We start from the raw sequence: 26852 nt of genomic DNA, 5'->3' as shown, positions 1-26852 counted from the left end.
CGTGGTCCCCGCCTTCCGGCGGCTCCGCCCACCCCCCCGCCGCCTGAAGGCGGGACCACGAGCGCTGGTTCCCAAGCGGGGCTTGGGAACCGGCGGTCCTTGCCGGAATGACCGGGCCTCCACACACCGAATTAAACCAGGGGTAAAGCCACCATGCCCGCTATTCGCTATGCCGATGAACGCTTTGAACTCGGGGAAGATGAATCCGTCCTGGACGGACTCACCGGCCATGGCGTGCCGGTTCCCTCGTCCTGCCGGAGCGGCGTCTGCCAAACCTGCTTGATGCAAGCCACCGACGGGCGGCCGCCCGAGGCCGCGCAACAGGGCTTGAAGGACAGCCTCAAGCTCCAAAACTATTTCCTCGCCTGCGTCTGCCACCCCACGGAGGATTTGGACGTCGCCCTGCCCAACGCGCCGAAAGCCGGGCTGACGGCCACGGTCAAAGCGTTGGAATTGCTGAGCGGCGACATCATGCGGGTCGCCCTGGAATCCCACGCGCCCATCCAGTACCGGCCTGGGCAATTCATCAACCTGCTGCGGGATCAAAGCCTGGGCCGCTACTATTCCATCGCCAGCGTGCCGCAACTGGACGAGCATATTCACCTGCATGTGCGGCGGCTTCCGGCGGGGCGGGTCAGCGGCTGGATTCACGATGATCTGCGGGCCGGGACCACCGTGGAACTGCGCGGACCCGTCGGCGATTGCTTCTACGTGCCCGGCCAGTCGGATCAGCCCATGCTCTTGATCGGCACCGGCTCGGGGCTGGCGCCGCTGTACGGCATCGTCCGCGACGCGCTGCACCGGGGCCACATCGGACCCATCCGCTTGTTTCATGGCAGCCGCGACCGGCGGGGGATTTATCTGGCGGATGAACTGCGCGCCCTGACCGGGGAGTACCCCAATTTCGATTACGCGCCCTGCCTCTCGGGACCGGAAGCGCCGTCCGGGTTCTGGGCGGGCCGGGTCCACGAGGTGGCGCTGCGGGAGGTTCCGAACCTGAAAAACTGGCGGTTGTTCCTGTGCGGCCACCCGGACATGGTGCAGCAGGCCAAGAAGAAAGCCTTTCTGGCGGGCGCGGCCATGAAGGACATTCATTCCGACGCCTTTCACATCAATCCGCCCGCCGCCCCCCGGACTGAATTAGCTTGCCCGCCCCGGCTCGGCCCATGGCAAAGCGACTCACGCAATGGCTGCGCCGCTTGGCGTTCTGGTCGCCGGAACCCACGCCGGTCGGTGCGCGGGAAAAGCTGAAAATTGCCGGGCTGGCCGGGCTGGCGATTTTCTGCGCCGGACTCATCGGCAGCCGGTTCAGCGGGGATGGCGGCGTGCTGCCGTTGCTGGCGTCCATGGGCGCCTCGACGGTCATCCTGTTCGCCGTGCCCCACAGCCCGATGGCGGGCAACTGGGCGGTGTTCGGCGGGCATTTGCTGTCCGGCTTGATTGGCGTCACCTGCGCCCATTGGATCGCGGACACTTGGACCGCCGCCGCGCTGGCGGTGGGTCTCGCCATTTTCGCCATGCACAGCGCCCGCTGCCTGCATCCGCCCGGCGGTGCCTCGGCCTTGATTCCGGTGCTGGGCGGCGAAACGGTGCGGGCGCTGGGCTATCAATTCCTGCTCACGCCGCTGGCGCTGAATGTGGTGGTTCTGCTGGCGTTGGCCCGGATTTTCGTCCGCCATTCCAAGCCCGCCCGCCCCACCGCCGCTCCGCCGTCCGAAGCCCCGCCCGATTTGCCCCCGCTGGAACGGCTCGGCATCCGCACGGAAGACCTCCGGGCCGCGTTGCGCGACATCAATGCCTTCGTGGACGTGAGCGAAGGCGAGTTGAACGAAATCTACAATCTGGCCGCCAGCCGTGCCTATCGGCGCGAGTTCGGGGAACAGACTTGCGCCAGCATCATGACCCGCCAGGTGGCGACGGTCGAATTCGGCACCGATTTGGATGACGCCTGGGCGCTCATGCAAGCCCGCAAAATCAAGGCGCTGCCGGTCATCGACCGGGGACACCATGTCATCGGCATCGTGACGTTGGCGGATTTCTTCCGCCATGCCCAGGTGGAGCAATTCGATGGGATGGGCGAGAAGCTGCGGCGCTTGATCCGGCGGACGCCAGGGCTGACCTCGGTCAAGCCGGAAGCGGTCGGCCAAATCATGGCCGCGCCGGTGGTCACGGCCCGCGAGGAGACGCCCATCGCCGACCTCGTGCCACTGCTGTCCGAGCGGGGCATACACCAAATCCCCATCGTGGATCAACGCAATAAGCTGGTGGGACTCGTCACCCAATCGGACCTCATCGCCGCCTTGTATCGGAATCTCGATCCGGGCGTTTTTTCGCGGGGGATACAGGAGCGGTAGAGTGGGCATGTATTCATGCCCGCCAAAACACCCGTTGAATTAAGGCGATTTCGGGGAATCGCTCCTCAATCCAAAGCCGAAATTTATGGCTCGTAGCCCCGGCTTCAGCCGGAGCTATACTGCGTTCAGCCACAAACTGAACATCTCGCCCCCTCTCCCTCTGGGAGGGGGTTGGGGTGAGGGGGGATTAAAAAGTTTAGTTTGTGGCTGTTTCGAGTATACGAGCCTTTTGCGGGGCAATCGTTTTCGGGAATCGCCTAAGCATGGGCGGGCATGAGTACATGCCCGCCCTACACTGAGGATTTTTACTAATCAGGCACCTTAACGGCAGTGACCCCACCGCTTAGGGACTCGTTCAAGATGAATCTTGAACTCCAGCACCATTGTCGCTTGTCCGACATCCCGCCCAACAATTGTCGCAAACCTTACCTTCCCGCTCGCTGAATCACCCCGCTTAATCTAGGCCAAACGATGGAGTCCAAGGCTTGTTTTGGAAGCTCCAAGGTCAGACAAAGCAAGCTTTGAACTCCAATTCCGGGCGGCTTCAAGAGCCTTACCTTGATGGCAACGACCCGCCGAATCTCCACCCAAACCAAGCTCGCCCCAATGGCTTAAAAATTGCCATAACGCCCCACATTCAATGACAACGCGACGACGGCGCTGCCATTGCGGGCCGCGCCGCATCGGGCGCACAATAAAAACCTTACAATACGCACGGTTCAATAAGCACAACAAAGAGGGGCACCCATGGGCACGCAGGTCGAGACCTTCTATGAAGTCATGCGCCGACAGGGAATCACCCGGCGCAGTTTCCTTAAATTTTGCAGCCTCACCGCGTCGGCACTGGCGCTGGGGCCGGAGTTCGCGGGGCGCATCGCCCACGCCATGGAGACCAAGCCGCGCACGCCGGTGCTGTGGATACACGGTCTCGAATGCACCTGCTGCTCGGAGTCGTTCATCCGCTCCGGCCATCCGCTGGCGAAGGACGTGGTGCTGTCCATGCTTTCGCTGGACTACGACGACACCCTGATGGTGGCGGCGGGCCACCACGCCGAAGAGGCGATGGAAAGGGTCATGCACGACTACAAGGGCAAATACATCCTGGCCGTGGAAGGCAACCCGCCCCTGAACGAAGACGGCATGTACTGCATCGTCGGCGGCAAGCCCTTCGTCGAGCAACTGCGCCGCACCGCCAAGGACGCCGCCGCCGTCATCGCCTGGGGTTCCTGCGCGTCCAACGGTTGCGTGCAAGCCGCCAAGCCCAATCCCACCCAGGCCACGCCGGTTCACAAGGTCATCACCGACAAGCCGGTCATCAAGGTGCCGGGCTGCCCGCCCATCGCCGAAGTCATGACCGGGGTCATCGCCTACATGCTGACCTTCGACAAGCTGCCGGACCTCGACAGCCAGGGCCGCCCGAAGATGTTCTACGGCCAGCGCATCCACGACAAATGCTATCGCCGCCCGCACTTCGACGCCGGTCAGTTCGTCGAGCATTGGGACGACGACAACGCCCGCAAAGGCTATTGCCTCTACAAAGTCGGCTGCAAAGGCCCGACCACCTACAACGCTTGCTCCACGGTGCGCTGGAACGGCGGCGTGTCCTTCCCCATCCAGTCCGGGCACGGCTGCATCGGCTGTTCCGAGGAAGGGTTCTGGGACAACGGCTCGCTCTACGACCGCGTCACCAACATCGGCGGCTTCCCGGTGGAAGCCAACGCCGACACGGTGGGAATCGCGGCGGCGGGCACGGTGGGCGCGGCGGTGGCGGTGCATGGGCTGATGTCCTACCGCAAGAAGCTGAGCGACAAGATCGCCGCCGACCAACAACAAAAAGGGGAATAAGCCATGACCGTTTTTTCCACACCCAACGGCTTCCACCTGGACGACAGCGGCAAGCGCGTCGTGGTCGATCCCGTCACCCGCATTGAAGGGCATCTCCGCTGCGAGGTGAACATCGGCGAGGACAACATCATCCATAACGCCGTGTCCTCCGGCACCATGTGGCGCGGCCTGGAAATCATCCTCAAGGGCCGCGACCCCCGCGACGCCTGGGCCTTCACCGAGAGGATTTGCGGCGTCTGCACCGGCACCCACGCGCTGACGTCGGTGCGGGCGGTGGAGGACGCGCTCGGAATCCAAATCCCCGAGAACGCTAATACCATCCGCAACATCATGCAGTTGACCCTGCAAGCCCATGACCATCTCGTGCATTTCTACCATCTGCACGCGCTGGACTGGGTGGACGTGGTGTCGGCCCTGAGTGCGGACCCGAAGGCGACTTCGACCCTGGCGCAGAGCATTTCCAACTGGCCGAAATCCTCGCCCGGTTATTTCCACGACATCCAGACCCGGCTGAAGAAATTCGTCGAAAGCGGCCAGCTTGGCCCGTTCAGCAATGGCTATTGGGGCAACCCGGCCTATAAGCTGCCTGCCGAAGCCAACCTGATGGCGGTGGCCCATTACCTGGAAGCGCTCGATTTCCAGCGCGAAATCGTCAAGATTCACACCGTCTACGGCGGCAAGAACCCGCACCCCAACTGGCTGGTGGGCGGCGTGCCCTGCGCCATCAACGTGGACGGGGTGGGCGCGGTCGGCGCGGTCAACATGGAGCGGCTGAATCTGGTCTCCTCCATCATCGACCAGACCATCGAGTTCATCGAGCAGGTCTATCTGCCGGACCTCAAGGCCATCGCCTCCTTCTACAAGGATTGGCAATTCGGCGGCGGCTTGTCCTCTTCTTGCGTGATGTCCTACGGCGACATCCCGGAGAAGGCCAACGACGATTCCGCCAGCAACCTGCTGTTGCCTCGCGGGGCCATCATCAACGGCAATCTCAACGAGGTTCACGAGGTGGACCTGCGCAACCCGGAAGAAATCAAGGAATACGTCCCGCACTCCTGGTATCACTACGCCAACGAAGACATCGGCCTACATCCGTGGGACGGCGTGACCGAGCCGCGTTTCGCGCTGGGCAACAACTTCAAGGGCACCAAGACCAACATCGAGCAGTTGGATGAGGGCGCGAAATATTCCTGGATCAAAGCCCCGCGCTGGAAAGGCCACGCCATGGAAGTCGGCCCGCTGGCCCGCTACATCATCGGCTACGCCAAGGGTATGCCCGCCATCAAGGAGCCGGTGGATAAGCTCCTCACCGATTTGGGCCTGCCGGTCACGGCGCTGTTCTCCACCTTGGGCCGCACCGCCGCCCGTGGCTTGGAAGCGCAATACGCAGCGCATTTGATGCGGCACTTCCAGGACAAGCTCATCGCCAACATCAAGAAAGGCGACCTCGCCACCGCCAATGTCGCCAAGTGGGAACCGAGCAAGTGGCCCGCCGAATGCAAAGGCGTCGGCACGACAGAAGCGCCGCGTGGCGCGCTGGGCCATTGGGTGAAGATCAAGGACGGCAAGATCGACAATTACCAGTGCGTGGTCCCGACCACCTGGAACGGTTCGCCCCGTGACAACCACGGCAATATCGGCGCGTTTGAAGCGGCTTTGATGAACACCAAAGTCGAGAAGTCGGACGAGCCGCTGGAAATCCTGCGGACGCTGCATAGCTTCGATCCCTGTCTGGCTTGCTCCACCCATGTGATGGACGACCAGGGGCGGGAATTGACCAAAGTGCAGGTGCGGTAAGTTAGTTCGCGATCAAACCCCTCCCCGGCCCTCCCCTTATCAGGGGAGGGAGTTCTTAGCCCCCCTGATAAGGGGGGTTGGGGGGTTAAGCTCTGTTGGAGAATCACCATGAAAAAGATTTATCTTGGCTCGACCGCGTTATTCGCGGCCACGCTGTACACCCAAACCGCCGCCGCTCATACCGGCGTGCATGACATCGCCGGTTTCGCCTCCGGTCTCGCGCATCCCTTCCTCGGCCTCGACCACACTTTGGCGATGCTGGCCGTGGGCCTGTGGGCCGTGTTGCCGGGACGGCGTGGCGCGGCGGTGGCGGTTCTGCCACTGCTGTTCATGACGAGCATGGCGATGGGCGGCTGGCTGGGTGCCAATGGCGCGGTGCTGCCTTATCTCGAAAACGGCATCGCCCTGTCGGTGGCGATTTTGGGCGGGCTGATTCTGGCCCGCTGGCAATGGTCACTGCTGGCGGCGAGTGCGCTGGTAATGATGTTCGGCGGGCTGCATGGCTACGCCCATGGGCTGGAATCCGCCGGTAGCGCGGAATTCATCGGCTACGCGCTGGGCTTTACCTTGGCGACAGGAATGCTGCATTTGCTCGGCATGGGTTTGGGCTGGGCCATGGTGCGCAGCCCGTGGCTGGACCGGCTTTGCGGCGCAGGTATTGGTGCCGCTGGCTTGATTTTGCTGGCCCAAACCTTCTAACCAGCCCTGTTGGTGGGGCTTAAGCCCGACCTACAACGGGGCCATCTTTCAGGAGCTATCCGCCATGAGCGCGATCCCCACTGAACCCGTCTACGTCTTCGAGAAACCCGTCCGCCTCTGGCATACGGTCAACGCCCTCGCCATCGTGGCCTTGGCCGTCACCGGGTATCTCATCGCCTCTCCGCTGTCATCGCCCCCCGGCGAAGCCAGCGACAATTACCTCATGGGCACCATCCGCTTCGTGCATTTCTCCGCCGCCTACATTCTGACGGTCGGCCTGCTGGGGCGGATTTACTGGGCCATCGTCGGCAACGAACACGCTCGCTCTCTATTCCTGCCGCCGGTGCATCGCCCGGAATTTTGGTCCGGCGTCTGGCGGGAGGTGAAGTGGTATCTGTTTCTCGAAAAGGAACCGGCCAAGCATGTCGGTCATAACCCGCTGGCGGTGTTGGCGCTGTTCGCCTTCAACGTGGTGGGCAGCTTCTTCATGATCGTCACCGGCTTCGCCCTGTACGGCGAAGGCACCGGGGCCGGAAGCTGGGCGGCCAACTGGTTCGGCTGGGTGATTCCGGCCTTCGGCGGCAGCCAGAACCTGCATTCCTGGCACCATCTGGGGATGTGGTTTCTGGTGGTGTTCATCATCATCCACGTCTACATCGTGGTCCGCGAAGAATACCTGTCCCGCCAATCCATGCTCGGCACCATCCGCACCGGCTGGCGCACCTGGAAAGACGAGCGTCCCTGATGAGTCGCGTCCTGATTCTCGGCATCGGCAACCTGCTGTGGGCGGATGAAGGCTTCGGCGTCCGGGCGGTGGAGGAATTCCAGCGCCGCTACGCCGTCCCGCCGGAAGTCATCGTGATGGATGGCGGCACCCAAGGCTTGGGGCTGCTGCCCTATGTGCAGGAAGCCGAACATCTGGTCATCCTCGACGCGGTGGATTTCGGCCTGGAGCCGGGAACGCTGGTGGAAAAGCGCGATGCCGAAGTCCCGGCGGTTCTGGGCAGCAAAGCCATGAGCCTGCACCAAGTCAGCTTTCAGGACGTGCTGGCGCTTTGCCAACTGACGGGCCGCGAGCCGCAGCATCTGTATTTGATTGGCGTGCAGCCGGTCATCTTGGAAGACTACGGCGGCAGCCTCAGCCCGCTGGTGAAATCCGGCTTGTTGCCCGCCGTGGAGCGGGTGGCGGCTTATCTGCAAGAACACGGCATCGCTTGTGAACCGCGCCCGGAACCCGCCGCCGAGCTGACCGGCTGCGAAGGGCTGGAACTGGACGCCTACGAACGCCTGCGGCCTCCGCCCGAAGTGGCTTGCCGCGTCGGCGACGAGCGTTTTCTGGCGCTACGCACGGCGGGGAACTGAATCATGTGCATTGGCTTACCCATGCGGGTGATTGAGGCTGAAGAGTTCTACGCCCTGTGCGAAGGGCGCGGCCAAGTCCGCCGGGTGGATACCCGCTTGGTTGGCGCTCAATCCGTCGGAAGCTGGCTGCTGGTTTTCCTGGACGCGGCCCGCGAAGTCTTAAGTCCCGAGCGGGCGCGGGAAGTGGACGATGCCTTGCAAGCCCTGGAATTCGCCATGGCGGGCAACCAATTTCCCGAGCATTTGTTCGCCGACTTGATCGACCGCGAACCCCAGCTTCCCGAACACCTCCGGGCCTAATTTCTCAGGAGTGCAAGGCTTTTGCCTTGCGCGTTTTCTGACCCATCGCAAGGCAAGCCTTGCACTCCAGTTTAAGACGCCACCATGACCGACTCCCTTTCGCGATTTTCCCTGCAAGCGCCCTACAGCCCGGCGGGCGAGGAAGCCCCCGTCTACCCAGACATGCCGCGTATGCAGACTTACGCGACGCCGTCCCTGTATGGCTTGCAAGCGGATGATTCCACCCGCCGCGTCCTTCAAGAATTACGCGCCGCGCTGGGCAACGCCGAGTCCGCTGGCACATTCGACCTCCTTACCGAAGCCCCGGAAACCCGCCGCATCGTCGGCGAAATCCTGGGGCGGGGCGAAGTGTCGATCCAAGGCGAGAGCGGCGGCGAACGCTTGCTGATTGAGGACTCGGTCTTCGCTGGCGTGTGGCGGGAACAGCATTGGCGCGGCGATGAGCGGGTGAGCGACGGCCTCGCCGTGGGGCCAGTGCCCGCCAGCGTGCTGGATTGGGCGGTGCGCACCGAAGGCCGACGCGGCTTCGACCTGCCCCCGGAATTCCCCGCCGGATTGATGAATGCGCCGTCGATGTTGTTTGAAATCCTGGGCAAAGCGCGGGACTATCAGCCGGGCCGGGAAAGCATCCTCAATCTGACCCTGTTTCCAGTCACGCCCGAGGACGGCGTTTTTATTGAACAGGAACTCGGCTTCGGCGGCCTGCAAATCGTGGCGCGGGGCTACGGCGATTGCCGCGTGATGCTCACCGCCGTGCCGAATGTCTGGTGGGTACGCTATTTCAATTCCACCGGCGAACCCATCCTCAACACCCTGGAAATCACCCGCCTCCCGGCGGTGGCGCTGGCGGCGGCGGAGGATTTGGAAGACTCCCGCCAGCGCTTGGGTGAAGTGTTGGAGGCGCTGGGATAAACCCTCTTGATATAGGATGGGTTCCGCGAAGCTCCACCCATCCCATGATTTCTTCCTGACTTTGGCCCATGCCTCTGTTCACCCGTCTCGTCATCGACTGCCAAATCCGGCATCACCGAATCGAATCGGTGAAAATCTCCGCCCGCCGCCCACCCCCGCTGGGCGTCATCCTGCGAAACAAAACCCCGGAACAAGCCCTGGCCACGCTGGGCAACCTGTTCGCCCTGTGTCGGCTGGGCCAATGCCTGGCCGCGTCCCACGCGCTGGCGCGGGCGCTGGATTTGCCCGCCGCGCCGGACTGGCTGCGCTTGCTGCGGACCCTGCGGGACTTGGAAATGCTGCGGGAACACAGCCTCAACCTGTTGCGGCTGCCGGGCTGGCCAGTGGCGGATGCGTCCCTTCCAGCGCGGTTGCTGCACGCTTGGCGGGGCGTCAACCATGCGTTGGCGGGCGAGGCGAGCCAGCGGGCGTTCATCGCCGACGGCTCTTCCGTCGAACTGAACGGCGCCGCCATGGCTAGCTATTGGCGCGATTACCAAGCCGCCATGGATCAACTGCTGGGAAAGGTGGGGCGGGGTGAAATTCCGAATCTCGAAGCCATGCCCTTGACCGCCGTTCTGAGCGGGACGCCGCCGGATTGGGGGCGTTGCGATGTTTCGCCGTTGCCCCGGCGCTTGCCGGATTCCAGCTTGGCCGGGAGGCTGCGTTCCGAGGAAAGCGCTCGTTTTGCGCTCGAACCCGACTGGGAGGGCCGACCCTGCGAAACCGGCTGCTTCAGTCGGCAGCAGGACCATCCCGCTCTGGCGTCGTTGCGGGAGTCCCACGGCAATGGCTTGATAACGCGGCTGTGGGCGCGGATTCTGGAAATCCAGGCGTTGCGGCGCGGACTCGACCGGCGGCTACGCTGGCTCGCGGGCCAGCCGGTCATCGCCAAGCCCCGGACTCGACGGATGGACGGCCATGGACTTGCTCAGGTGCAGACGTCCCGTGGCCTGTTGATCCACAGCGTTGAAGTGCGGGATGGACTCGTCGCCGATTACCGCTACGTGGCGCCCACCGAGTGGAACTTCCATCCCGCCGGGCTGAGTCCCCGCGCCCTGTCGGGTTGCGTCAGCGCCGACGAGGCGGAAACGCGGCGGCGGATCGGCCTGTTTCTGCACGCGGTCGATCCTTGCGTGGAGTTCGAGATTCGGCTGCATGACATCTAGCCCCGCGTGCGCCACCCTGTGGATGACTTAGGCGATTTCCAGGAAAAGACATAACTGTAGGATGGGTAGAGCGAAGCGAAACCCATCACCCTGTGTCCGGCTCGATGGGTTTCGCGAGTACGCTCTACCCATCCTACATCCAGATCAACGGTGACAAGCATTTTCGGAAATCGCCTTAGTGAGAATGCCGTGCGGTGCCTGTGATCTGCGCCCCGCCGCGCCTTGGTTGAGGCTTGCCCGGAAACTGGACCGCCTTTTTCCCATATAGAGCAATGGCTTATGCTGAGTTAATGGCGGACATAAAGCCACCCGCTGAATGGCTGTCCTCTACCCTGCCAGTTGTTCCAGGCTGTGCATAGGTTTTACGGAGGAATGGCGTTGGCCGCTCGATTCATGAGCGGCGCGGCGCGTCATCGAAATAGTTGGCCGACCGGCGGGCTTCGCGCTAACCTGAATCCGATGTTACATTTCAATGTAAAGCTGACAATCCATAGGCGCTTCCCCATGAAACTCATTTGGATACTGGCCCGCTTGGGCTTGGCTTTCGCCGTGGCCGCTGGCCCGGCGGGCGCGGAGATTTACCGCTGGACCGACGCGCAGGGCAAGGTGCATTTTTCCAACCAGAAGCCCGCCGGTGACGAGGCCGAGCGGGCGGAAGCCTTCCACGGCGGCGGCAATGCTTCATTCATGGGCGGGGGCGGAAGCACGGCGCGGGTGGCGGCGGTGCGGATGTTCACCACCCAATGGTGCCCGGTCTGCAAGAAGGCCAAGGCTTACTTGAAAAAGCGCGGCACGCCCTTCGAAGAATTGGACATCGAGCGGTCCCGCAGCGCCAAGGCCGAATACACGCGGCTGGGCGGCAAGGGTGTGCCCGTCACCCTGGTGGGCGAACAGCGTATAAATGGCTTCAACGCGGAGGAGTGGGAGAGCGTTTTGAAAGACGCGGGCTTGTAGAATTGGCCTTTTCGAAGCGGAGCCGCGCATGATTGCCTACAACCCCAAATCCTGGTGGGGACTGATCTTCAAGTTCCACAAGAGCGACACCTTCCGGCGGTTGCTGCCAGCCATGGCGACCATCGCGCTCTACGCGACGGGGATTGCTTACATGGACCGCGAAATCTGGCCGGATTATCTACGGGCCACCACCGCCGTGCATTCGCTGCTCGGCTTCGTGATTTCGCTGCTGTTGGTGTTCCGCACCAACACGGCCTATGAGCGCTGGTGGGAGGGCCGCAAGTTGTGGGGCGCCCTGGTCAACACATCGCGCAACCTGGCGCTCAAACTGAACGCCCATTTGCCCGCCGACCACCCTTCCCGCGCCATCCTGGCGGCTGACATCGGCGCTTATGCGGCCACCCTCAAGGATCATTTGCGCGATGCGAAGGTGCCGCACGCCGGTTCGATTCAGCACGCCCCCAACGCCATCGCCGCCCGGTTGTTCATCGAAATCGACCGCCTCCACCGCCGGGGCCACTTGAACCGCGAGCATATCCTCAACCTCAACGCCGACCTCACCGCGCTCACCGACATCTGCGGTGCCTGCGAGCGCATCAAGAAGACGCCGATCCCTTATTCCTACAGCCTGTTCATCAAGAAATTCGTGTTCGCCTACATCGTCAGTATGCCGTTCGTGTTCGTACACGACTTCGGCTACTGGGCCGCGCTGTTCGCGACCTTCATGTTCTACGTGCTGGGGAGTCTGGAGATCATCGCCGAGGAGGTGGAGAACCCCTTCGGCACCGACGCCAACGATTTGCCGACGGATGATCTGGTGAAGACGATTGCGGGGAATGTGCGGGAGATTTTGCAGTCGTCGAATCGGTAGGAGCGGGCTTTCAGCCCGCGATGGTCGAGGTCAGGTCGCGGGTTGAAGCCCGCTCCTACCGCGCCAGCCGTTCCTCCGCCACGCGGCGGACTTCCGGGTCTTCGTCTTTCAGCACGCGGGGCAAGGCGTGGTCGGGGACGCGCTGGGCGGCTTCGTAGCGGACGATCCAGTCGGGGTCTTCCAGCATCAACAGCGCGTGGTCGCCATTCATCCGGCTCGCCACCAAGCGGCGGATTTCCACCTCCGCGTCGTAGGCCATCAGCCCCAGGCTCACGGCGGGAATGCGCTCGGCGACGATGCGGCGCACCTGCCGGTCGGGATCGACCGCCAGCCGGAACAAGCGCCCGGCGGGCAGGCGCTTCGCCACATAGGCCCGCACCAAATAATCCTCATCGCCCGCCATGGACTCAAGATGCTCTTCCGGGAGGCGGTCGGCGACGGTGATGCGGACTTCGCGGTCGGTGTCGGTGCGCATGGTGAGCAGCCCCTCCATCGGGATGCGGTAGGCCACCGCCCGGCGCACCGCTTCGTCCGGGTCATGCACCAATTCGGCCAGCCGGTGCTGGGGCACGTACCGCGCCACGATGGCCCGGCGTTCCCAGAATGCGTCGGCGATGTACTCGACGGCGTATTGCGGATTGGCCCGGAAGAAGCGGTCGATTTGCCGCCCGCTATCGACCGACACGCATACGTCGCCGGGTTGGCAGAGTCCCTTGGCCAGCAGGGTGCCGCGGAACCGACAGGGCGAGCAGTCGGCGATGGGCGTCAGATCGAGGGGCGTCTCGGCAGTGGCGTTGTCCATCATGGCTCAGGCTGGCTCCGCGCAGCGTTGCAAGAGAAGCGGCTTGACCTGCGCGACCCAGGTTTCCAGGCGGGAATCGGTGAGCAAGGGTTGTTGCCGCTGGTCGAGGACGAGTCCGACGAATTTGCCGTCGAGGATGGAGGCCGAATGCTCGAAATCGTAGCCCTCGGTATTCCACCGGCCCACGACGTCGGCGCCCTGGCCGTAGAAGAACCGATAAAGATGAATCAGCGAACTGGCGAAGCGGCCCTTGTAGCGGTCTTGGTCGCCCAAGCCGTAGAGGGCGACGCGCTTGCCGTTGAAATCGGCGTCTTCCAGCCGGGGCAGGAATTCCGCCCAGTTGGCGTCGGCGCACCCGGCGGCGCGGCCCGGAATGTCGCCGATGCCATAGCTCGGCGTGCCAAGAATGAGCGCGTCGTATTGGAGCATTTCCGCCGGGTCGATGCGGTTGACGTTGCGCGGCTTGGCGGCGATGTCCTCGCCCAGCAGCTTGAAAATCTTCTTGGCAATCAAGCGGGTGGTGCCGCTCTCCGTTCCGAAGAATAGGCCGATCTTGTTCATGGGGACGCCCTGCGGGTTGATTATGGCGGGAGTCATGCAGGTTTTGTTCCATGCAATCCCGTAGCCCGGAATGTCGGGCATGGAACACATGCCCGACCTACGAAAAATTAAGCCGGTGTCCGTCGAGCTTCTGCCCACGCGCCCAAATCCCGCTTTTGCAGCGCCGCCGCCATCAACTCGGGGAATTGGTCCGGGCTACAGCCGAAGGTGGGGATGCCCATCGCCGCGAAGGCTTCGGCGTGGCGATGGTCGAAGCTGGGCGTGCCCCGGTCGTCCAGCGCCAGCAGGCACACCACGGCGCAGCCGGAGGCCACGATGGCGGCGGCGCGTTTGAGCATGTCCGCGCTGTTGCCGCCTTCGTAGAGGTCGGTGACGAGGACGAACACCGTGTCCGACGGGCGGCGGATCAAGCCCTGGCAATAGCCCAGCGCCTTGGCGATGTCGGTGCCGCCGCCCAGTTGGGTGCCGAACAGCACCTCCACCGGGTCGGCCAGCATGGGCGTCAGGTCCACCACGGCGGTGTCGAACACCACCATCGAGGTATTCACGGCGCGGATCGAGGCCAGCACCGCCGCCATGATGCTGGAATACACCACCGAACTCGCCATGGAGCCGCTCTGGTCCACGCACAGGATGACGTCTTTCAGGGCGGACCCTTTGCGGCCATGGCCGATGCGCCGTTCGGGGATGATGGTGCGGTAGTCCGGCTGGTAGTGGCGCAGGTTGGCGCGGATGGTGCGCGGCCAGTCGATTTCGGCGTGGCGCGGGCGGCGGTTGCGGACACTGCGGTTGAGTGCGCCCCGCACGGCTTGGCGGAGCGGGTTGGCGAGGCGGCGCTCCAAATCGTCCACCAGCTTCTTCACCACCAACCGGGCGGTGGCTTTGGTTTTGGCGGGGATGATCCGGTTGAGGCTGAGCAGGGTGGCGACGAGGTGGATGTCCACTTCGACGGTGGCGAGGGTTTCCGGCTGCAATAGCATTTCGGTGAGCTTGAGCCGGTTGAGGGCGTCGGCCTGCATGACCGTCACCATGCTGGTGGGGAAGTATTCGCGAATGTCGCCCAGCCAGCGGGCCACATTGGGGCTGGAGCCGCCGAGTCCGCCGGTCCGTTCGGCGTCGTACAGGGCGGACAGGCAGTTATCGCGGGCCAGGTCGGCCCCGGCCAGGGCGCAGCCGGTGCCGTCGGCTTCCTTCGCGCCCAGCAGCAGGCGCCAGCGGCGGAGACGTTCTTGGGGGGAGGCGGTGGCGGTGGTCATGGGGTCGGGCCTTCTATGCGGTGGGGTTGCCGTCGGTTGATAGCTGAAAGTGAATTCCGTGGACTGGATACAAAATTTTGTATACTCCCTTCAATGAGCCATTTGAAACCCATCAAATTCCGGGGCAGCGCCCTTGATGACCTCCGTGGTTTCCCTGCCTCGGCACGGCGCGAGGCGGGGCATCAGCTCGACCAGGTGCAGCATGGTGACGAGCCGGATGATTGGAAGCCCATGCCGGCCATCGGCGCGGGGGTCCGTGAAATTCGTATCCGGGATGCTGTCGGCGCGTTCCGGGTCATCTACATAGCCAAGTTCGCGGATGCGGTTTATGTGCTGCATTGCTTCCAAAAGAAAACCCAGAAGACCAGCCGCCCCGATTTGGATTTGGCCGAAAGCCGATACCGTGACTTGATAAAGGAGCTAGGCAAATGAGCGAGCAAGAATTCGTCAGCGTGTGGGACGCCATTGAAGACACCCCGGAAGAAGCCGAGAACATGAAACTGCGTTCCAGTTTGATGATGGCCCTCAAGACGCACATCGTCCGGGCTGGGCTGAACCAGTCAGAAGCCGCCAAGTTGTTCGGCGTCACCCAGCCGCGCATTTCCGATCTGATGCGTGGCAAGATCAATCTGTTTGGCTTGGATGCGCTGGTCAACATGGCGGCGGCGGCTGGTTTGCGGATCGAAATGCGCGTGTTGGAAGCGGCGTGAGCTTGGTTTCGGGGATACGGGAGGTGCCGACAAAGAAGGCGCATCCTACACTTCCACCCCAAACAACGCCGCCACCACCGGCCACACCCGCCGCCCCCGCTCCCAATCAATCCGCGCCGTCCCCGCCACCGCGCCGGAAACCGCCGGTCCCTGCTCCTCCGCCAACTTCTGGCCAATCTGCTTGCGCTCCGGCTTGGCAAACTTGGCGAAGGCCCGCCGCAGCAAGGGCAGGATGTCGTCGAACACCTCCCCGCGCAGCCCACACACCCAGGCATCCAGCAGCCCCAATAATTCCGGCTGATGCAGCAGCAACAGGCCGCTTTCCGCCAGGAAACCTTCCAGCCAAGCCGCCTGCTGCGCCGCCACACCCGGCGACAGCGCCAGCCCCAACCGGCGGGCGGCTTCCTCCGCGCTGAGATAGCGGCGGTCCAGCAGCAAGCGGGTGGCCCGGCCTAGCAACAGCGGATGGGCGGCGGCGTGGTCGGCCAAATGGATGAGCGCAGCCCGCCAAGCATCCAGGGCATCGGCTTCATCCAGAACGTGAACGGCCTGCTCCACCGCCACCAGACTCTCCAGCAATTGCGCCGCCACCTCGTCCTGAATGCCGGAGGCGGCGAGGGTCAGGCCGATGCAGATGCGTTCCAGGTAATGCCGCAGCGTGGTCCGCAACGCGCCCGTGTCGGTGCGGCGCACATCGCCGTATTTGGCGACGGGGGCGAGCTTCGCGTAGGCCCGCATCATGTCGCCGATGTCGGAACTCAGCGCGGCCACCGCGTCCAGCCGTGCCGCCAGAGTGGGCACGCTGTCCGGCAATCCGGCCTTGAGCGCCGCTTCCAGCAACGCCGCCAAATCCGCCAACAGATTCGATTCCGCCGCCCGTTGCGCCAGGGCGTTGGCGGCGGCGTCCGCCACGCGGTTGCCGTAGCACCCCGCTTCAATCAGGCTCACCGCCAGTTCCGGCTCCCAGCGCAGCCGCCAATATTCGTGGAAGGTGCCCAGCCCCGCGTTACCGTGCCGCTGCAACACCCCCCAGGGCACATCCAGTATCGTCAGCCGGTTGAGCAGGTGGGAACGGGCCAGATCGTTGTCCTTGCGCAAGTCCAAATCCAACTGGCGCTCGGAGGCTTCCGGCACCAAGCGCAGCCGTTTCTGTTCGCGGCGGAGGTCGGCGGCGAGCGGCGGTTCCGGGGCTTCCGCCGGGACCGCGCCCAGCCGTTCGCCGACGCTGAGCTTGTCCGCCACCAGCCGCAGCGGCGCGGCGTCGCCGTAGCAATAGATGGTTTGAATCGCCTCGGTGACTTCGGTCAGGCCCGGCTCGGCGCGGCCCCGCAACGCGGCGAGCGTGTCGGCCAGACGGGTGGCCTCGATGGCGTAGGCGGGCGAAATGTCGAGATCGTGGGCGCGGAACACGGCGGCGGCGCGGCTCATCCAGGCGGCAGTTCCGGCGGCGGGCTTCTGCCACAAATGCTCGTACCAGCCGGGCGATTCGACCCCGGCGCCGTAGCCGCTGGCGTTCGCCAAGCGGCCATAGGTCCACGGCACCCAGGTCGCGCCGATTTTGATCTTGGGCAGGTCGCGCAATAGTTCGGCGTCGCGCTTGGCGGGCGGCAAGTCCAGCAAAGCCGGAATGTGGAAGGCGCCGCACACCACGGCGATGCGTTCCCGCCCGGCCTTGAGTTCGGCGCGAAGCTCCTTACGCATCCAGGCTTCCCGGATCAAATCGCGGCGCGGCACCCGGCCCTCGTCGCGGATGGCGCCCATCAAATCGGCGATGGCGGCGAATAATTCCGGGCTGTCGGGACGCTCCTCGACCAGCCGGTCCCACAGGGCTTCCGGGTCGGCGAAACCGGCGATGCGGGCCAGTTGTCGCCAGGGGTCGGGGTGTTCGGGGCTGGATGGCTCGGGGTGGGATGGGACCGTTTGGACGGCTGGGACGGATTCAGCAACCTCGGTTTCGGTTTCCGTATCGGTCCCACGGGTCTCAGCATCGGGCGCGTCGGCCAGCGGTGATTCCGGCCCCGGCCCCGGTTCCGGCTTCGGTGCCAGGCCATGCGTCTGCGGCAAGTCGAAGAACCGCGCCGGAATCTCCCGCGCCTGGGCATAGGCCAGCGCCCGCCATTCCGGCGAGAACTCGGCGAAGGGATAGAGCACCGCGCGGCCCGGCTCATCGAGCGCATACAGCAGCAACGCCACCGGCGGCCGCATGTCCGGGTGCGCCGCCAGCGGCAACAGCGCGTCGCCCTCCGGCGGGCCTTCGATCAGCAGCGCGTCGGGCTGGTATTGCTCCAGCGCGGCCATCAGGCTGCGGGCGCTGCCCGGTCCATGGTGGCGGATGCCGAAGACCCGGTATTTTTCGGCCTTGGCGCTCACGACTGCTCCCGGCAGGCGCGATACAAATCCTTCCAGCCGTCGCGCTCCTTGACCACGGTGTCGAGGTATTCCAGCCAAACCACGCGGTCCTGCACCGGGTCTTTCACCACCGCGCCGACCAAGCCCGACGCCACGTCATGGGCACGCAGCACGCCGTCGCCGAAATGTCCGGCCAGCGCCAAGCCCTGGTTCAGCACCGAAATCGCCTCGCCCGTGCTGAGGACGCCGGACGGGGTTTTCAGCTTGATTTTGCCGTCTTCGGTGACGCCCGAGCGGAGTTCCCGGAACACCGTGACGAGGCGGCGGATTTCTTCCACGGCGGGCGGCTCGCTGGGGAGTTGCAGGGCTTTACCCAGGCTTTCCACCCGGCTGCGGACGATTTCGGTTTCTTCGTCCAGGCTGTCCGGCAGCGGCAGCACCACCGTGTTGAAGCGGCGCTTGAGGGCGCTGGATAACTCGTTGACGCCCCGGTCGCGGTCGTTGGCGGTGGCGATGATGTTGAAGCCTCGGGTGGCGCGGATTTCCATGTTGAGTTCCGGAACCGGCAGGGTTTTTTCCGACAGGATGGTGATGAGGGCGTCCTGCACATCGGAGGGGACGCGGGTCAGCTCTTCGACCCGCACCAGCAAGCCGTCGCGCATCCCGCGCAGCACCGGGCTTTCCACCAAGGCGGCGGGGGACGGGCCTTCGGCCAGCAGCTTGGCGTAGTTCCAGCCGTAGCGGATGGCCTCCTCCGCCGTGCCCGCCGTGCCCTGCACCGTCAGCCGGGAATTGCCGGAAATCGCCGCCGCGAGATGTTCCGACACCCAGCTTTTGGCCGTGCCCGGCACGCCCAGCAGCAAAAGGGCGCGGTCGGTGGCGAGGGTGGCGATGGCGATTTCCATCAAGCGCCGCTGGCCCAGATATTTGGGCGTGATGGTGACGCCGTTGCGGGTCTCGCCGCCCAGGAGATAGGTCGCCACGGCCTGCGGCGACAACTGCCAGCGGGGCGGGCGCGGGTGTTCGTCGGTGGCGGCCAGGGCGGTGAGTTCGGCGGCGTAGGCGTCCTCGGCGGCGAGGCGCAGGGTATCGTTGCTCATGATTTCTCCAGGCATTGGATGAATTTGATACGCATGTTCAGGGCTTGCAGGAAGTCCTTAAAGGGCGCTTGGTGAGTCGGTGGAATTGTTTCGACCACCTTTTCAAGGTCCGCCAAGATCTCCGGGCGGGGCGGCAAATGGGTCAGGGCCAAATCCAGATAACTACGTGATTGCAACGCCATGACCGCCGCGCCAATCTCGTCGCTCCAGGGCGCGGGCAATAGCGGTAAGAGTGTTTTTATCGGCTCCAGCCGACCTTCGCGCAGCGCCCGCAAGGTGACGGATTCCAGCTCGCTGGCGCCCCGCAGTTTCGGACTCAGCGCGTTAAGTAGGTCAAACTGCCACTCGTCGTGACCGAGCATATCCGCCAGCCACAACCCGGCGAGCCGGAACTCCCGGAAATTCGCCGCTGCGGACACCCAGCCCAGCCGTAGAGCGCCTCTGAATTCGTTCTTATGACAGAGTTCCAGCCAACGGGCTTCTGAAATGCCGAACCGGGCGCACCATTCCGACGGCGGCACGCAAGCCAGCATTTGCATAAGCCAAGCGGCCCGCTCGCCGATGCCCCTGATCTCGGGTTTCTTGTCGATGCCGTCCCGCTCCATGGCGGTGCCGCACTCGGCGGGCAATACCACTTCCAGTGCGGTGGGCGTGAGTATCAGACAGGGCGCCAGACGCTCCCGCATCCGCGCCACCAGCCGCGATTCGGGCAATTGGGCCAGCAACGCGGCGGCGGCGAGTCGGGCCTCTTTGCGGCGGTCGTCCAGCACGCTTTCCAGAAACGGCTCGTCGGCTTGACTCAGGCTCACCGCCAGGGCTTCGATCAACCCGGCCCGCTCGGTGGGCGGTTCTTGTTTCCAGCCAGATTGCAGACGTTGCAAGGCGGCGGCGGGGTCTTCGGTCCGCAATTGCCGGAGCGCCTCGCGGCGTTCGGCGGGAGTGCCGGTCTCGAACGCGTTATCGGCGCGGTCGGGATCGACCAGATAGCGCCAGTCGGGATTGTGTGCCGCCAGCCAATGGGCCTTGCGGCAAGCCACCGCCCGCACGTAGGGGCGATTCTCGCTTTGCTTGCCCCATTTCAACAGCGTGGGCAACAACGCGGGCGGCACGCGGTAGCCATGCGTGGCGGTAGCTTCCACCAAGGCCGCAGCCAGTCGCGGTAGGAGGCCGTCCAACACCTGCTGCAAGATGGCTTCTGCCCCTCTGGGCAGCGGCGGGGCATCATCGTCGGGGCAGGGCGACACGGGTGGTAAAACAGGGCAATCGGGGACGCGGCCCGCCCGTTCCGCCAAGGTCAACAAGGCGGCTTGGCGCAGCAAGGTCGCGGCGGACGATTCGGGCTGGACGAGGCGGTGCAGCGCGGCGTCGATGTCCGCTTGCCCGGTGGCGGCGGATAACGGCGCGGTTTCGGCGCGGGTGCCGAGCAGGGCGCGGCGGGCCAGTTCGGCGAGGCTCATGTTGTCACCTCCATCCAAGCATGTAAGGGCCGGAATTTTTCGCCATCCCATTCGCCGCTGAATACGGCGGGACCGCCGCCGCTGGCGACGAACCAACTCCACAAAAGCATGTCCCCGGACAGGACGGGCAGCCCGCCGCCATCGGCGTCCACCAGCCACCAATCGTTGCCGTTCCGCGCCAGCCGCGCCCGCACTAGCAGCGCCGAAAGGCTGAACCAGGGATCGGCGGCACGGGCGGTGGCGTGGCGGTCCAGTTCGGCGGCAATGGCGGAACCACTGGGCGCGGGCGCGTCGTTCCGCGGCTGACTGTTGCGGGCGATGACCAGCGCCCGTTGCGCCACCCCGCCGGGGAAGAAGGCCAGCCGCATGGTTTCGGACGCGCCCAGCAGGGCGGGCAAGTCCGGTTTCTGCCCCGCCTGTGTGAAGTTGAGGATCAGGGCGTGGCGTCCGCTGCCTTGCCCGAACAACCAAGTGCGATGGGCCAGCACCCGTTCCAGGTCTTCGCTGGATTGGCCGATGCACAGCCAGTCGTCCTCCACGGCGTTGGCAAGGTCCACGTCCTCCTGTTTCTGCGGCACGCCGACCGCCCGCAGCAGATCGGCGCGGAGGGCGGGCGGCAGGCTGTCGGCCCGCTCGAAGGCATCGGCGGCGAGATACAGCGGGGCGAGGCCGCGCAACAGCCGTTCCGGCCATGCGCCCTCCTTCTCCCGGATGGCGACGCTAGCCAGTTCGCCCACGGCGCGGGCCAACCCCGGCGCTTGGGCATCCACCAGCCGCCGCGCCCGCGTGTCCCAGAACGAAGGCTCCCGCGCCGACGCATGGGCGAAGCCGGCACCCACCAAGTCTTCCAGCCAAGCTTTGAAATCCCGCAAGCCTTCGCCGATCCGCGCCTCGCGTTTCTTGGCGGTGCGGGCGGCGGCCTCGGGATTGGCGGGGGCTTGGATTTTGGCGGCGACTTTTTCGGCCTTGGCTTCGCGCTTGGCGAGCCATTCGGCGACGAAGGCGGGCGGGTCGGCGGTGGCGACGGATTCGGCGGCGGCCAGCAGCAAAAGGCCCAAGGCGTGCTTGCAGGGGAATTTGCGGCTGGGGCAGGTGCAGGACGAGGCCAGTTCCGGCAAGGCGACGCGGACCTGATAGGGATTCTTGCCGCTGCCTTGGCACAAGCCCCACAGGGCCTGTTCGTTCCGGCCGCATTCCTGCCAATGGCGCACCGCGGCCAAGCCTTGCCCGGCTTTGGCGGACGAGGCGTCGGGCGCGAGTTTCAGGACTTGCTCGGAGGTGAAGTTCACGGGCGTGATCCTTTGGAATTTGTTTTTGTGGCGGGGCCGACCAGGGCAATCGCGCTATCTCGAAGGAGACTGTTTTTTCCCCTCTCGCCTCTGGGAGAGGGCAGGGTGAGGGGGTGTCTAAATTCAAGTTTTTGTCCTCTCCCCGCTTCTGCGGGAGCGGGGCATGGGTATTCCGGGCGAAGAAGCCATTTTGACACCCTCACCCCAACCCTCTCCCAAAGGCGAGAGGGAGAAAAGCGACATAGCGCGATTGCCCTGCGGGGCCGACACGGAAATGTGGACGGCGCTGTGAAATTGTAGACGGTTAAAGAAGTGCGAGAAGCAGGGGTGTAAGGCGTTCAACTATAAACTGAACATCTCGCCCCCTCTCCTTCTGGGAGAGGGCTGGGCAAGGGCCATTGAGCTTTGTGAATTCTCCCTCTCGCCTCTGGGAGAGGGGTAGGGTGAGGGCGTCAAAGCGGGATTTTCCACTAAAAACCGATGCTGCGATTTCGCGGTGAGGGTTGGAAAAGCAGGATTGGATGCCCTCTCCCAGAGGCGGGAGGGAGAAAACAGCCGCTCCCACCGCTTCACACCACCGCCACTTGATCCAGCATCGGTGCCACCACCGCCTCCGCCGCCACCGCGCCACTGCCCGCCGGGCGCAGCCGATGTCCGCACACGGACGCCAGCACCGCCTGCACATCCTCGGGCAAGACCGAATTCCGACCATCCACGTAGGCCCAGGCGCGGGCCGCATTCAGTAGGGCCAGCCCGGCGCGGGGCGACAGGCCGACTTCGTAGTGACCCGATTCCCGGCTGAACCGCACCAAGCCCTGCACATAATCCAGCAGCGCCTCGGACGCATGGACGGTCCTCACCTCGGCCTGCAAGTCTTGCAACTCCGCCGCCGGGAGGCTGACCGGCAGCCTGTCCAGCAAGGCGTGGCGCTCCTCGCCCTTGAACAGCGCCCGTTCCGAGCGGCTGTCTGGGTAGCCCAGGGTGAGCCGCATCAAGAAGCGGTCGAGTTGCGATTCCGGCAAAGGGAAGGTGCCGATTTGGTAAATGGGGTTCTGGGTGGCGATCACGAAGAACGGCTCCGGCAGGGCGCGGGTTTCGCCCTCGACCGTGACTTGGTGTTCCTCCATGGCTTCCAGCAGGGCGCTCTGGGCCTTGGGCGTGGAGCGGTTGATTTCGTCGGCCAGGATCATCTGGTGGAAGATCGGTCCCGGCACGAAACGGAAGGTCTGGGTCTTGCCGTCATAAATCGACGAACCCAGCACATCCGCCGGCAGCAAGTCGCTGGTGAACTGGATGCGCTGGTAATTGAAGCCCAACAGCTTCGCCAGCGTGTGGGCCAGCGTGGTCTTGCCGACGCCCGGCACGTCTTCGATCAGCAAATGGCCCCGCGCCAGGAGGCAGCATACCGCCAGCCGAATTTGGCGCGGCTTGCCGAGGATCACGGTGTTGGCGGTGTTGAGCAGGTTATTCAGCGAGAAGGAACGCATGGGGTGGCCGTGAAGTGAAGGGAATGAGGGAATTATAGGGTCGATAGGGCGGGGCGCTTGGCGCATAAGCTCGTAGTCCCGCCTTCAGGCGGCGTAAGTCCTAAATGAAAAACCTGGGCCGTCATCCGCAGGTTCACAACCTCGGGTCCACCGGCTCGCTTTCCAACGCCAGCACCGCGAACACGCATTCATGCACCCGGTACAGCGGCTCCTGCTCGGCGAAGCGGTGCAAGGCTTCCAAGCCCAGCGCGTATTCCCGCAACGCCAGCGAGCGCTTGGCGGACAAGCCCCGCTTGCGCAGCCGTTCCAGATGCTCCGGCAAGGTGTATTCCGGGCCGTAGATGATGCGGAGGTATTCCCGGCCCCGGCATTTCATGGCGGGCTGCACCAAGCCGCGCCGCCCGCGCACGATCCAATCCAGCGGCTTCACCACCATGCCCTCGCCGCCCCGTTCCGTCAGCGCCTCCCACCAAGCAATCCCGGCTTGTTCATCCGCCGGGTCGGTGACATCGACCATGCGCCGGGCGGTGGAATGCAGCAGGCCGGGATCGGCGCGGCACAGCTCGTCCAGGGCGTCCATGTGCCAAACGTGGTCGCGGTCGGTGTGGACCCTGCCCTCGCTCGCCAGCAGGTGGAACGGCGCGATCTTGAGGTCATCCAGGCTGTCCACCGGCCAGCAATAGCGCCGGTACGCCTCGACATAACCCGCCACCGTGTCCCGCCGCGCTTCGAAACGGGCCAGTAGCGCCTGGGTTTCGGAATTGGCGGAATCGGCCCGCCGCAAGGCCGCCACGGCGACCTCCAAACCCGCCCCCGCCGCCGCGCCGGTCGGGGCGTATTGGCCGCGCAGAAGCTCCTGGGCCTTGGCCGACCAGGGCAGGATTTCCACGTCCAGGCACAGCCAGCCCGTCTCGAAGCGTTCCCAGAATCCGGCCCGGCTCACGGCGGCTTGTAGCCGGGACAGCGCCTCGCGCTCCCAGTCCGGCTTGAAGAACGGGCGTCCGGTGCGGGTGTAAATCGCGCCGATACCCCCGCCCGCCGCGCCAAAGCGCCGCCGGGCCACGTCCTCATCCCGGCACAGCACCACCACGGCTCGGGAACCCATGTGCTTCTCCTCGCAGATGACCTTCGGCACGCCGTGCTGGCGGAAATAGGCGAAGGTCTCGCGGGGGTGTTCGAGGTACGGGCCATCCGGGCAGGTGTCCGAGGGCGACATGGTGGGCGGCAGGTAGATCAGCCAATGGGGGTCGGCGGCGTAGCGGCTCATCACCTCCAGCGCGGCGACGGCGTTTTCCTCGCGCACCGTCAGGCGGTTGTGGAAGCGGGTGGCGATGACGCGCTTGCCCAGCACGTCGTCGATGTCGAGCAGGTCGTTGTAGGGCCGCGCTTCGGACGGTGCCGCCGCATTCGCCAGGTTCAGCGGCTTGACGGGTTCGTAGTAGCAACATTCCGCAGGCGCCTCGACCAACTCCCGCTCGGGATAGCGCAGGGCGGTGAGCCGTCCGCCGAACACGCAGCCGGTGTCGATGCAAATCGTGCGGTTCAGCCAAGCCGCTTCGGGCGTCGGGGTGTGACCGTACACGACCATGGCGGAACCCCGGTAGTCCCCGGCCCAGTCGTAGCGCACCGGCAGGCCGTAGTCGTCGGTTTCGCCGGTGGTCTCGCCGTACAGGGCGAACTCCCGCACCCGGCCCGAGGCGCGGCCCTGGTATTCGGCCTTCATCCCGGCATGGGCCACCACCAGCCGCCCGCCGTCCAGCACGTAATGGCTGACCAAGCCGTCGATGAACCCGGCCACCCGCTCGGCGAACTCCGGCGGCTCCTGTTCCAGTTGCGCGAGGGATTCGGCGAGGCCGTGAGTGAGGCGGACATCCTTGCCGCGCAGCTTCCGCAGCAGCTTGACCTCGTGATTACCCGGCACGCACAGCGCGGCGCCGTCCTCCACCATGTTCATCGCCAGCCGCAGCACGGCGGGGATGGCCGGGCCGCGATCCACCAAGTCGCCCAGGAACACCGCCTTGCGGCCTTCGGGATGGCGGGCGGTGGGCCGCTCGGGGTTGTCGTCGAGAGCGTAGCCGAGCCGGGCCAGCAGGTTGCGCAGTTCGGCGTGGCAGCCATGCACGTCGCCGATGACGTCGAACGGGCCGGTTTCGTCGCGGCGGTCGGTCCACAGCGGTTGGCGGGTAATGGTGACGGTGTCGATGTCTTCCGGCGTGCGCAGCACCCACACATGGCGGAAGCCTTCCCGCTGCAAGTGCTTGAGGGAGCGGCGGAGGTTCTGGCTGTGCTGGCGGACGACGTGGGCGCCGAACTCGTGGTCGGGGCGCTGTAGGTTGCGCTCGTGGCAGAGGTCCGGCGGCAGGTCGAAGACGATGGCGACCGGCAGCACGTCGTGGTCGCGGGCCAGTTGCACCAGGGGCTTGCGGTCCTCCGGCTTGACGTGGGTGGCGTCCAGCACGGTGAGCAGGCCACGGGCGAGGCGCTTCCCGGCGATGTGATAGAGGACGTCGAAGGCGTCGCGGGTGGCGCTTTGGTCGTTCTCGTCGTTGGCGACCAAGCCCCGGCAATAGTCGGAGGAGAGGATTTCCGTCGCCGCGAAATGGTGCCGGGCGAAGCTGGATTTGCCGCTGCCGCTGGGGCCGATCAGGGCGACGAGGGAGAGGGCGGGGAGGGTGATTTGCATGGGTGAAAATCAGTTTTCGGTGGGTTTCGTGTTGAGTGATCTCAGCCGAATGTTGTCACGGGTAATTACTGCGAAATACCCATCCGGTGTTTCCCTCAAAGCCCGAATAGCCGCATCAAAAATCTCATCAACAATAATTGGGTGAAAACGGAAATACAGAATGGCTTCGGGTGGAGGCACGCCGTGAAAAAATACCAAGTCCCCAAAATCCGAATCGAAGGTCAGCAGTTTTCTTCCGGTGCGCCGCGCCAAATCCAAAACCGATAAATCATTAACACCGGGCGAAATACGCGATACGGATAAAACATCGAAACCTTTTTTGGAAAGTTTTTCGATGACAGCTAACGGGAAATTTTCATCGGCCAGCAACCCCGCGCTCATGCCGTCAAACCTTCGGACCGCAAAGCGGTTTTCATAATAAAGGTTTCCTCTTTCAGGCATTCCCTGACGAAAGCGAAAACCGCTTGCAAATCTTCCGGCGTCAAGTGTGGATAATTCTCCAAAATCATGGCTTCTGTCCAACCGGAAGCCAATAAATCCAGTACGAATTCAACACCAATCCGCGTGCCTTTGATGCGGGGTTTGCCAAATAAGGTGTCGGGATCGGAAACGATGTGGTTTTGCCAGTTCATAATTCCCTCGTATCGGTGTGAATATTGGCTCGGCGCTGGAGGTAGCGTTGGGCAGCGGCTTCCAAATGTGGCCTAGGTTCATCCGGTGCATCAAGTCGAGCCAGAAAAGCCTCCCAATCTTGGGAAGAAAACGTCACGGTTTCGTTTTCTGCGATGATTTGCCTAGCTCGATCCCGGCCAGTCGATACTAAGAAATTGGATAACGACATACCAGAATAAGCCGC

26 protein-coding genes are annotated in these 26852 nt (G+C 64.3%); 14 read left to right on the top strand and 12 right to left on the bottom strand.

What is annotated here, in order from left to right; genetic code table 11:
* The first annotated feature begins 153 nt into the window (after positions 1-153).
* The 12 genes from ACXWUF_RS02540 (at position 154) to ACXWUF_RS02485 (ending at position 12302) form a co-directional block, all read left to right on the top strand.
* Complete coding sequence (locus ACXWUF_RS02540) at positions 154-1251, top strand: 2Fe-2S iron-sulfur cluster-binding protein (protein WP_458493081.1); 1098 nt, start codon at positions 154-156, stop codon at positions 1249-1251.
* Positions 1167-2354: an HPP family protein gene (locus tag ACXWUF_RS02535; protein WP_458493080.1), complete on the top strand. Its 1188-nt coding sequence runs from the start codon at positions 1167-1169 to the stop codon at positions 2352-2354. Before ACXWUF_RS02540 ends, ACXWUF_RS02535 begins: the two co-directional genes overlap by 85 nt.
* Before the next feature lie 747 nt (positions 2355-3101).
* On the top strand, positions 3102-4199 hold the full coding sequence (locus tag ACXWUF_RS02530) for a hydrogenase small subunit (RefSeq protein WP_458493079.1): 1098 nt from the start codon (positions 3102-3104) through the stop codon (positions 4197-4199).
* A gap of 3 nt (positions 4200-4202) precedes the next feature.
* Entirely contained in the window at positions 4203-5996 is a 1794-nt protein-coding gene (locus ACXWUF_RS02525) for a nickel-dependent hydrogenase large subunit (RefSeq protein ID WP_458493078.1), read from the top strand.
* A gap of 108 nt (positions 5997-6104) precedes the next feature.
* Positions 6105-6695, top strand: a complete 591-nt coding sequence (locus tag ACXWUF_RS02520; RefSeq protein WP_458493077.1) for a HupE/UreJ family protein — start codon at positions 6105-6107, stop codon at positions 6693-6695.
* Positions 6696-6759: 64 nt separating this feature from the next.
* Positions 6760-7440 carry a Ni/Fe-hydrogenase, b-type cytochrome subunit gene (gene cybH, locus ACXWUF_RS02515; RefSeq protein ID WP_458493076.1) on the top strand — a complete coding sequence of 227 codons (681 nt, stop codon included), beginning with the start codon at positions 6760-6762 and terminating at the stop codon, positions 7438-7440.
* A complete protein-coding gene (locus ACXWUF_RS02510) occupies positions 7440-8057 on the top strand; it encodes a HyaD/HybD family hydrogenase maturation endopeptidase (RefSeq protein WP_458493075.1) in 618 nt (205 codons plus the stop codon). Before cybH ends, ACXWUF_RS02510 begins: the two co-directional genes overlap by 1 nt.
* Positions 8058-8060: 3 nt before the next feature.
* On the top strand, positions 8061-8357 hold the full coding sequence (locus ACXWUF_RS02505) for a HypC/HybG/HupF family hydrogenase formation chaperone (RefSeq protein ID WP_458493074.1): 297 nt from the start codon (positions 8061-8063) through the stop codon (positions 8355-8357).
* Positions 8358-8441: 84 nt separating this feature from the next.
* Entirely contained in the window at positions 8442-9269 is an 828-nt protein-coding gene (locus tag ACXWUF_RS02500; protein WP_458493073.1) for a hydrogenase expression/formation protein, read from the top strand.
* Positions 9270-9337: 68 nt separating this feature from the next.
* On the top strand, positions 9338-10477 hold the full coding sequence (locus ACXWUF_RS02495; RefSeq protein WP_458493072.1) for a nickel-dependent hydrogenase large subunit: 1140 nt from the start codon (positions 9338-9340) through the stop codon (positions 10475-10477).
* 504 nt (positions 10478-10981) lie between these two features.
* On the top strand, positions 10982-11431 hold the full coding sequence (locus tag ACXWUF_RS02490; protein WP_458493071.1) for a DUF4124 domain-containing protein: 450 nt from the start codon (positions 10982-10984) through the stop codon (positions 11429-11431).
* 28 nt (positions 11432-11459) lie between these two features.
* Positions 11460-12302 (top strand): bestrophin family protein, encoded by an 843-nt coding sequence (locus ACXWUF_RS02485; protein ID WP_458493070.1) that lies wholly within the window; start codon positions 11460-11462, stop codon positions 12300-12302.
* A 55-nt stretch (positions 12303-12357) separates the two neighbouring features.
* On the opposite strand, the gene ACXWUF_RS02480 is transcribed toward ACXWUF_RS02485, so the two are convergent.
* The 3 genes from ACXWUF_RS02480 to ACXWUF_RS02470 form a co-directional block, all read right to left on the bottom strand.
* On the bottom strand, positions 12358-13107 hold the full coding sequence (locus ACXWUF_RS02480; protein ID WP_458493069.1) for a 4Fe4S-binding leucine-rich repeat protein: 750 nt from the start codon (positions 13105-13107) through the stop codon (positions 12358-12360).
* A 3-nt stretch (positions 13108-13110) separates the two neighbouring features.
* Positions 13111-13701, bottom strand: coding sequence for a flavodoxin (locus ACXWUF_RS02475; protein WP_458493068.1), 591 nt, complete (start codon positions 13699-13701; stop codon positions 13111-13113).
* 71 nt (positions 13702-13772) lie between these two features.
* Positions 13773-14921, bottom strand: coding sequence for a VWA domain-containing protein (locus ACXWUF_RS02470; protein ID WP_458493067.1), 1149 nt, complete (start codon positions 14919-14921; stop codon positions 13773-13775).
* A gap of 93 nt (positions 14922-15014) precedes the next feature.
* Between ACXWUF_RS02470 and ACXWUF_RS02465 the strand changes: the two genes are divergently transcribed.
* Together ACXWUF_RS02465 and ACXWUF_RS02460 are read left to right on the top strand one after the other, a co-directional pair.
* A complete protein-coding gene (locus tag ACXWUF_RS02465; RefSeq protein WP_458493066.1) occupies positions 15015-15353 on the top strand; it encodes a type II toxin-antitoxin system RelE/ParE family toxin in 339 nt (112 codons plus the stop codon).
* Positions 15350-15631: a helix-turn-helix domain-containing protein gene (locus ACXWUF_RS02460; RefSeq protein WP_458493065.1), complete on the top strand. Its 282-nt coding sequence runs from the start codon at positions 15350-15352 to the stop codon at positions 15629-15631. Before ACXWUF_RS02465 ends, ACXWUF_RS02460 begins: the two co-directional genes overlap by 4 nt.
* A 45-nt stretch (positions 15632-15676) precedes the next feature.
* Here the strand turns inward: ACXWUF_RS02460 and ACXWUF_RS02455 are convergent, their stop codons facing one another.
* The 9 genes from ACXWUF_RS02455 to ACXWUF_RS02415 form a co-directional block, all read right to left on the bottom strand.
* Positions 15677-18001 carry a DUF5682 family protein gene (locus ACXWUF_RS02455; RefSeq protein ID WP_458493064.1) on the bottom strand — a complete coding sequence of 775 codons (2325 nt, stop codon included), beginning with the start codon at positions 17999-18001 and terminating at the stop codon, positions 15677-15679.
* On the bottom strand, positions 17998-19080 hold the full coding sequence (locus tag ACXWUF_RS02450; RefSeq protein ID WP_458493063.1) for an ATP-binding protein: 1083 nt from the start codon (positions 19078-19080) through the stop codon (positions 17998-18000). Before ACXWUF_RS02450 ends, ACXWUF_RS02455 begins: the two co-directional genes overlap by 4 nt.
* Positions 19077-20537, bottom strand: coding sequence for a DUF5691 domain-containing protein (locus ACXWUF_RS02445; RefSeq protein WP_458493062.1), 1461 nt, complete (start codon positions 20535-20537; stop codon positions 19077-19079). The genes ACXWUF_RS02450 and ACXWUF_RS02445 overlap by 4 nt, the downstream gene beginning before the upstream one ends.
* Positions 20534-21826: an SWIM zinc finger family protein gene (locus tag ACXWUF_RS02440; protein ID WP_458493061.1), complete on the bottom strand. Its 1293-nt coding sequence runs from the start codon at positions 21824-21826 to the stop codon at positions 20534-20536. Before ACXWUF_RS02440 ends, ACXWUF_RS02445 begins: the two co-directional genes overlap by 4 nt.
* Before the next feature lie 569 nt (positions 21827-22395).
* Complete coding sequence (locus ACXWUF_RS02435; protein ID WP_458493060.1) at positions 22396-23313, bottom strand: AAA family ATPase; 918 nt, start codon at positions 23311-23313, stop codon at positions 22396-22398.
* Between the two features lie 133 nt (positions 23314-23446).
* A complete protein-coding gene (locus ACXWUF_RS02430; protein WP_458493059.1) occupies positions 23447-25996 on the bottom strand; it encodes a polynucleotide kinase-phosphatase in 2550 nt (849 codons plus the stop codon).
* 9 nt (positions 25997-26005) lie between these two features.
* The gene (locus ACXWUF_RS02425; RefSeq protein WP_458493058.1) at positions 26006-26377 is read right to left on the bottom strand and encodes a DUF5615 family PIN-like protein; all 372 of its coding nucleotides are present in this window, start codon (positions 26375-26377) and stop codon (positions 26006-26008) included.
* Positions 26374-26628 (bottom strand): DUF433 domain-containing protein, encoded by a 255-nt coding sequence (locus ACXWUF_RS02420; protein ID WP_458493057.1) that lies wholly within the window; start codon positions 26626-26628, stop codon positions 26374-26376. The genes ACXWUF_RS02425 and ACXWUF_RS02420 overlap by 4 nt, the downstream gene beginning before the upstream one ends.
* The coding region (locus ACXWUF_RS02415) for a type II toxin-antitoxin system TacA family antitoxin (protein WP_458493056.1) at positions 26625-26852 on the bottom strand (228 nt) is incomplete at its 5' end. The genes ACXWUF_RS02415 and ACXWUF_RS02420, both read right to left, overlap by 4 nt.

It is taken from the genome of Methylomagnum sp. (genome assembly GCF_054333355.1).
This window is presented reverse-complemented; position numbering and strand designations above follow the sequence as displayed.

Coding starts and splice junctions, on each gene's coding strand:
- ACXWUF_RS02520 (WP_458493077.1), top strand. CDS start 6,105: ATGAAAAAGATTTATCTTGGCTCGACCGCGTTATTCGCGGCCACGCTG.
- ACXWUF_RS02495 (WP_458493072.1), top strand. CDS start 9,338: ATGCCTCTGTTCACCCGTCTCGTCATCGACTGCCAAATCCGGCATCAC.
- ACXWUF_RS02475 (WP_458493068.1), bottom strand. CDS start 13,701: ATGACTCCCGCCATAATCAACCCGCAGGGCGTCCCCATGAACAAGATC.
- cybH (WP_458493076.1), top strand. CDS start 6,760: ATGAGCGCGATCCCCACTGAACCCGTCTACGTCTTCGAGAAACCCGTC.
- ACXWUF_RS02530 (WP_458493079.1), top strand. CDS start 3,102: ATGGGCACGCAGGTCGAGACCTTCTATGAAGTCATGCGCCGACAGGGA.
- ACXWUF_RS02510 (WP_458493075.1), top strand. CDS start 7,440: ATGAGTCGCGTCCTGATTCTCGGCATCGGCAACCTGCTGTGGGCGGAT.
- ACXWUF_RS02470 (WP_458493067.1), bottom strand. CDS start 14,921: ATGACCACCGCCACCGCCTCCCCCCAAGAACGTCTCCGCCGCTGGCGC.
- ACXWUF_RS02535 (WP_458493080.1), top strand. CDS start 1,167: ATGGCAAAGCGACTCACGCAATGGCTGCGCCGCTTGGCGTTCTGGTCG.
- ACXWUF_RS02425 (WP_458493058.1), bottom strand. CDS start 26,377: ATGAGCGCGGGGTTGCTGGCCGATGAAAATTTCCCGTTAGCTGTCATC.
- ACXWUF_RS02435 (WP_458493060.1), bottom strand. CDS start 23,313: ATGCGTTCCTTCTCGCTGAATAACCTGCTCAACACCGCCAACACCGTG.
- ACXWUF_RS02445 (WP_458493062.1), bottom strand. CDS start 20,537: ATGAGCCTCGCCGAACTGGCCCGCCGCGCCCTGCTCGGCACCCGCGCC.
- ACXWUF_RS02420 (WP_458493057.1), bottom strand. CDS start 26,628: ATGAACTGGCAAAACCACATCGTTTCCGATCCCGACACCTTATTTGGC.
- ACXWUF_RS02485 (WP_458493070.1), top strand. CDS start 11,460: ATGATTGCCTACAACCCCAAATCCTGGTGGGGACTGATCTTCAAGTTC.
- ACXWUF_RS02540 (WP_458493081.1), top strand. CDS start 154: ATGCCCGCTATTCGCTATGCCGATGAACGCTTTGAACTCGGGGAAGAT.
- ACXWUF_RS02450 (WP_458493063.1), bottom strand. CDS start 19,080: ATGAGCAACGATACCCTGCGCCTCGCCGCCGAGGACGCCTACGCCGCC.
- ACXWUF_RS02430 (WP_458493059.1), bottom strand. CDS start 25,996: ATGCAAATCACCCTCCCCGCCCTCTCCCTCGTCGCCCTGATCGGCCCC.
- ACXWUF_RS02490 (WP_458493071.1), top strand. CDS start 10,982: ATGAAACTCATTTGGATACTGGCCCGCTTGGGCTTGGCTTTCGCCGTG.
- ACXWUF_RS02480 (WP_458493069.1), bottom strand. CDS start 13,107: ATGATGGACAACGCCACTGCCGAGACGCCCCTCGATCTGACGCCCATC.
- ACXWUF_RS02525 (WP_458493078.1), top strand. CDS start 4,203: ATGACCGTTTTTTCCACACCCAACGGCTTCCACCTGGACGACAGCGGC.
- ACXWUF_RS02460 (WP_458493065.1), top strand. CDS start 15,350: ATGAGCGAGCAAGAATTCGTCAGCGTGTGGGACGCCATTGAAGACACC.
- ACXWUF_RS02500 (WP_458493073.1), top strand. CDS start 8,442: ATGACCGACTCCCTTTCGCGATTTTCCCTGCAAGCGCCCTACAGCCCG.
- ACXWUF_RS02465 (WP_458493066.1), top strand. CDS start 15,015: ATGAGCCATTTGAAACCCATCAAATTCCGGGGCAGCGCCCTTGATGAC.
- ACXWUF_RS02505 (WP_458493074.1), top strand. CDS start 8,061: ATGTGCATTGGCTTACCCATGCGGGTGATTGAGGCTGAAGAGTTCTAC.